General features: G+C 62.0%; 5 protein-coding genes. 1 reads left to right on the top strand and 4 read right to left on the bottom strand.

Going from position 1 to position 4,601, the window contains the following annotated elements:
* Positions 1-646, bottom strand: a 646-nt coding sequence (locus EOB59_RS35655; RefSeq protein WP_206622053.1) for a TetR/AcrR family transcriptional regulator, incomplete at its 3' end; no start/stop codon positions are given.
* Positions 647-717: 71 nt separating this feature from the next.
* Positions 718-1,002: an acylphosphatase gene (locus EOB59_RS15990; RefSeq protein ID WP_128288777.1), complete on the bottom strand. Its 285-nt coding sequence runs from the start codon at positions 1,000-1,002 to the stop codon at positions 718-720.
* Positions 1,003-1,161: 159 nt separating this feature from the next.
* On the opposite strand from EOB59_RS15990, the gene EOB59_RS15985 reads away from it, so the two are divergent.
* The gene (locus EOB59_RS15985) at positions 1,162-2,154 is read left to right on the top strand and encodes a bifunctional helix-turn-helix transcriptional regulator/GNAT family N-acetyltransferase (RefSeq protein ID WP_128288776.1); all 993 of its coding nucleotides are present in this window, start codon (positions 1,162-1,164) and stop codon (positions 2,152-2,154) included.
* A gap of 34 nt (positions 2,155-2,188) precedes the next feature.
* Here EOB59_RS15985 and EOB59_RS15980 read toward each other — a convergent pair whose 3' ends face one another.
* Both EOB59_RS15980 and EOB59_RS15975 read right to left on the bottom strand, forming a co-directional pair.
* The gene (locus tag EOB59_RS15980; protein WP_128288775.1) at positions 2,189-3,301 is read right to left on the bottom strand and encodes a pyridoxal phosphate-dependent aminotransferase; all 1,113 of its coding nucleotides are present in this window, start codon (positions 3,299-3,301) and stop codon (positions 2,189-2,191) included.
* Positions 3,302-3,437: 136 nt separating this feature from the next.
* Positions 3,438-4,601, bottom strand: a 1,164-nt coding sequence (locus EOB59_RS15975; protein WP_164895668.1) for a porin, incomplete at its 5' end; no start/stop codon positions are given.

Raw genomic sequence — 4,601 nt, 5'->3', positions numbered from 1 at the left:
ATGCTACAGCGTCCTTTGCGCGTCCGAAGGGACGCGCGGCGCTGTAGGTACCGATCCTCGCGCCAACCAGGCGCATTGTCATTGAAAGATATGTCGCCGTGACTTCGGCGATCGATAGCCGCTCGCCCGGCCGAAACCAGACGATGACGCCGGTCATCATCTGGATCAGCGCCATCGCCGTCAGCCCGGTGTCGTCGATGCTGAAGGTGCCCGTCTCGGCACCATCGCGTAAAATAGTGCGCAGCTCCTTCTCGTAAGCTGTGCGCATGCGCAGGATCTGCGTCAGCCGTTCGGGCGACAGGCTGCGCAATTCCATGTTCGACACATGCGTGGCGTGCCGTCGCTCGATATGAAAGGCGATGTGATTGCGCACATAGGCCGAGAGCAGTTGCGCCGAATCTACGTTCGCTGGGCAGGCTGCTTCCCATGCTGTGGCCAGATCTTCCATGTGCTCGCGCATCAGCGTGAACAGAAGCTCTTCCTTGGTTGGAAAGTAGCGGTAGAGCGCAGCCGCCTGGACGCCGACCTCGGCGGCAAGCTGACGCATCGACATCGCTTCGTAGCCAAGACGCGCGATGAGGTTGACCGCCGCCTCACGGATGGTCGCTTCGGTCTTTTCGCCATCGGACCCCGTGGTGCGTGCCATGTCAGCTCCTCTGCGGAACAATAATAAAACGAACGTTCAATTAATTCAAGATGACGAGATCGAAGCCGCAATCAGGCAATGATCCTGAACCCGATAAGGGCGTGTTGTACTGCCAACTCGTCGACGTCGACCCTGGAAACCGAAGCCCCGACCGGCCCTTTCCAGAGGCGCTCGATCATTGTCGAGACCGCCTCATCGAGCCCAGCGATCTGGGCCGTTACAGACCCATCCGCCTCATTGCGGACCCAGCCCGCAAGGCCAAGGCTCGTGGCCTGATCCCGAGCCCAGGCCCTGAAGCCGACGCCTTGCACATTGCCGTAGACCCGCGTCAGCACTTCCCTGCGACGATCAGCCATGAATCTCTCCAAAGCCTGTCTCGTTTTGAATCTGGCGCGTGGCGTGAGGAATGCAACCTGGGAAGGGCGCGGGCGCAATGGCTGGGCTCTCTGGCTCGAAATTTATTTGACTCCGTCCACTAATTTTGGAAAATACGGCTGCCTTAGGAGTGGCTGCGGATGTTGGACGAACGCAACGCATTGGTGGCTGATGTCAGGCGCTTCAATCGCTTCTACACGCGCACCGTCGGCCTTCTCGACGAGACGCTGACACAAAGTGCATTCACTTTGACCGAGGCGCGCGTGCTGTTCGAGCTGGGTCACCGCAGCAACCCGGCTTCCGCCGAAATCGCGGGCGAGCGAGGTTTCCTGGCTGGTGCTTTTCGGCTGGAGAATGGCCCGGCGGCCTCCGAAATATCAAGACAGTTGCGTGTCGATGCCGCCTATCTGACGCGGATCCTGCGCAAGTTCGCGGGCCAGGGGCTGACCGAGGCCAGAACGGACCCGGCTGACCGGCGTCGAAGGGTCCTCTCGCTGACCTCACGAGGCGAGGCAGCGCTTGCCAGACTGCAGACGGCGGCCGATCGGGACACGGCGCGGCTGATCGAAAGCGTCCCCGACGACAGGTTGCATGAACTGCGCAGCGCCTTGCGCAAGGCGGGGGAATTGCTGGGCGATCCCACCCGTGACAGCAGCGAGGTGACGTTGCGGCCGCATCGCGTCGGCGACGTCGGCTGGGTCGTGCAGCGCCAGGCCCAACTCTATGCCGAGGAATATGGCTGGACGATCGAGTTCGAGGCCATGCTCGCCGAGATCGGCGCCGATTTCATTCGCAATTTCGTGCCCGGCCGCGATTTCTGCTGGATCGCAGAGCGCGGTGGTGATCCGGTCGGCGCGGTGTTCCTGGTTCATCAGGACGACGAAATGGCCAAGCTGAGAATGCTGCATGTCGAGGCGTCGGCGCGCGGCCTCGGCATCGGCAAACGACTGGTCGCGGAATGCGTGAACCAGGCCCGGGCTTGCGGCTACGCCAAGCTGGTGCTGTGGACCAACGACATCCTCGTCGCCGCGCGCGCGATCTACGAAAGTTCCGGCTTCAGGCTGGTCTCGCAGGAGCACCACCACAGCTTCGGCAAGGATCTGACCGGCCAGACCTGGGAAATGGATTTGTAGGCTGCTTTGCAGCTGGTTTGCTTGCAGACGGAACCTAATTTCCCCGCGCTGTTGCCAGCGCGCCAGGCAACTCCTCGGCAAGAATGTCGAGCTCGTGATCGAGACCGACGCTGATGCGGATGCAGCGGTCGAGCCGTGGCACCATGGGCTTGCGGATGAAGACGTCGCGTGACAGCAGACCTTGCAGAACTTTCAGCGCGAAAGCGCCATCGCCGCCGCAATCGATGGTGACGAAGTTGGTCGCCGACGCCAGCGGCTTCAGCCCGTTCGCTTCGGCAATGCCTGCGATGCGTCGGCGGCCGGCCGCGACCCGCGCCACCACGCTTTGCAGATAGTCCTGATCGGCGAGCGCCTCGACGCCGGCGATCTGCGCCATGCGGCTGACACCATAATGGTTGCGGATCTTCTCGAAGTCGCGGATCACCTGGGCCTCGGCGATCGCATAGCCGCAGCGTATGCCCGCCAGCCCGTAAGCCTTCGAGAAGGTGCGCATGCGGATGACGTTTGGCCTGGAGATATCGATCGGCGGCATCGCCGAAGCCGGTCCGAGTTCGCCATAGGCCTCGTCGAGCACCAGCATGGTGGTTTGCGGCAGCGCCTCGATGAAGCGGATGATCTCGCTCGCCTCCCACCAGCTGCCCATTGGATTGTCGGGGTTGGAGAGATAGACCAGCGGGGCCTTGTCCTTGCGCACCGCCGCCAGCAGGCCATCCAGGCTTTCCCGGTCGTTCTCGTAAGCGACTGTCACCAGCCGCCCGCCGACACCGGCAATGTGGAAGTTGAATGTCGGGTAGGCGCCGAGCGACGTAACCACCGCGTCACCAGGCGCGACATACATGCGTGCCACCAGGCTGAGCAGGCCATCTATGCCTTCGCCGACAACGACGTTCTCGGCCTCTACGCCGTGATGCGCGGCGACCGCCACCTTCAGATCGTGATTGTCGGGATCGCAATACATCCACATGTCGCCGGCGATCTCGGCCATCCGGGCTGTGACGCGCGGCGAGGGACCAAAGCTGCTCTCATTGGCGCCGATGCGGGCGCGAAAAGCGCGGCCACGCTCGCGCTCCTGCGCTTCGGGGCCGACAAACGGCACCGTCGAGGGAAGCGCTGCGATGAGTGGCATGAGGGGAGGGCGCTGGTGCATGGTGGAAAGCTCGCTTGAAAAAGGGCCTTCTTGCTAACGTGGCAGTTTGGCGGGTGCAAGTTGCCGATCGAGCTGCGCTACGACAAAAAACCCGGCGGTTGCCCGCCGGGTTTCGATTTCGACTTGTCGCAACTTATTAGAACGAGCGCTGGAAGCGGAGGAGGCCGCCGACGCTGTTCTTCTTGTCGGCCGGAGTCCACGCGACGTTATCCGTGCTGCCCTCATCGAACTTGCCGGCATGAAGATAGTCAACTTCGGCCGTGACGGTGAAGCCGGGAACGATGTCATAGGCAACGTTCGCTGCGACGCCGACGTTCTTCCAGTCATCAGCAGACGCCTGAAGGTTGAACGAGGTCTTCTCGTTGAACTTGTAGGTGCCACCGCCCCACACTGCCCAGTTGCCGCCCCACTGCTTGTAGAAGCCGCGACCGCCCGCGGGCTGATCATAGGTCGGGTCGTTGAGGTTGTCGTCGGTGCCATAGCCCCCCATGATGAACAACGACAACTCGTTGGAAACGTTCACATCCAAGCGAACTTTGCCGGCGACTTCTTCGTAGTTGCTGTCATACGCAACGACACCGGTGATCGCGCCCCAGCCCTGGGTCCACTTCACGCCGCCGACAACATGCGGAACATAGCTGTCGATCGTGCCAACGCCATACTTGCCGTTGCCAAGATCGTCGACGGAGCCAGCGCCAGAGCCTTCTTCGAGCGAGAGCACGGCCGAGAAACCATTGCCTGCGTCGAAATAGTACTGGACGACGTTGGTGTCGAAGTCGCCGTAGGGAACCAGCGTATCCTGGATGACGTTGCCGGCGTAGCCGATGAACGTATCGAAGGCCGATTCGTCTTTACCGACGCGCAGACCGCCAAGCTGGATCCAGGCGAAGTTCAGCGATACGTCCTTGTTGTGCGCATCGTTCGGGCCAAAGTCGGGATCACCGTTGCTGTTGCCGAAATTGAAGCGGGTCTCGGTGTAGGTCTTCAAGGTGCCGAGCTCGGTCTCCTGGCCGGTCCAGGTTTTCAGCGTGAAGCGGGTGTTCTTGTACCAGGATCCCTGGTTCTTGCCGTCCTGCACGTCGTTGCTGCGAGCACCATCGAACGAGCCGACGTCGCCAGCACCGATGTCGTAACGGACATAGCCGCCGATGCGCAGGCAGGTTTCGGTGCCGGGGATGTAGAAGTAGCCAGCGCCGTAGACGTCGCAAATCTTGACGTATTCAGCGGGTTCCGGCTCGGCAACGACGACGGCGTCGGCGGCGCGCGCACCGGAAACTGCGATCAGGGCCGCAGCGGAGCC

Source organism: Mesorhizobium sp. M7A.F.Ca.MR.176.00.0.0 (assembly GCF_004023165.1).
Lineage (GTDB): Bacteria > Pseudomonadota > Alphaproteobacteria > Rhizobiales > Rhizobiaceae > Mesorhizobium.
This window is presented reverse-complemented; position numbering and strand designations above follow the sequence as displayed.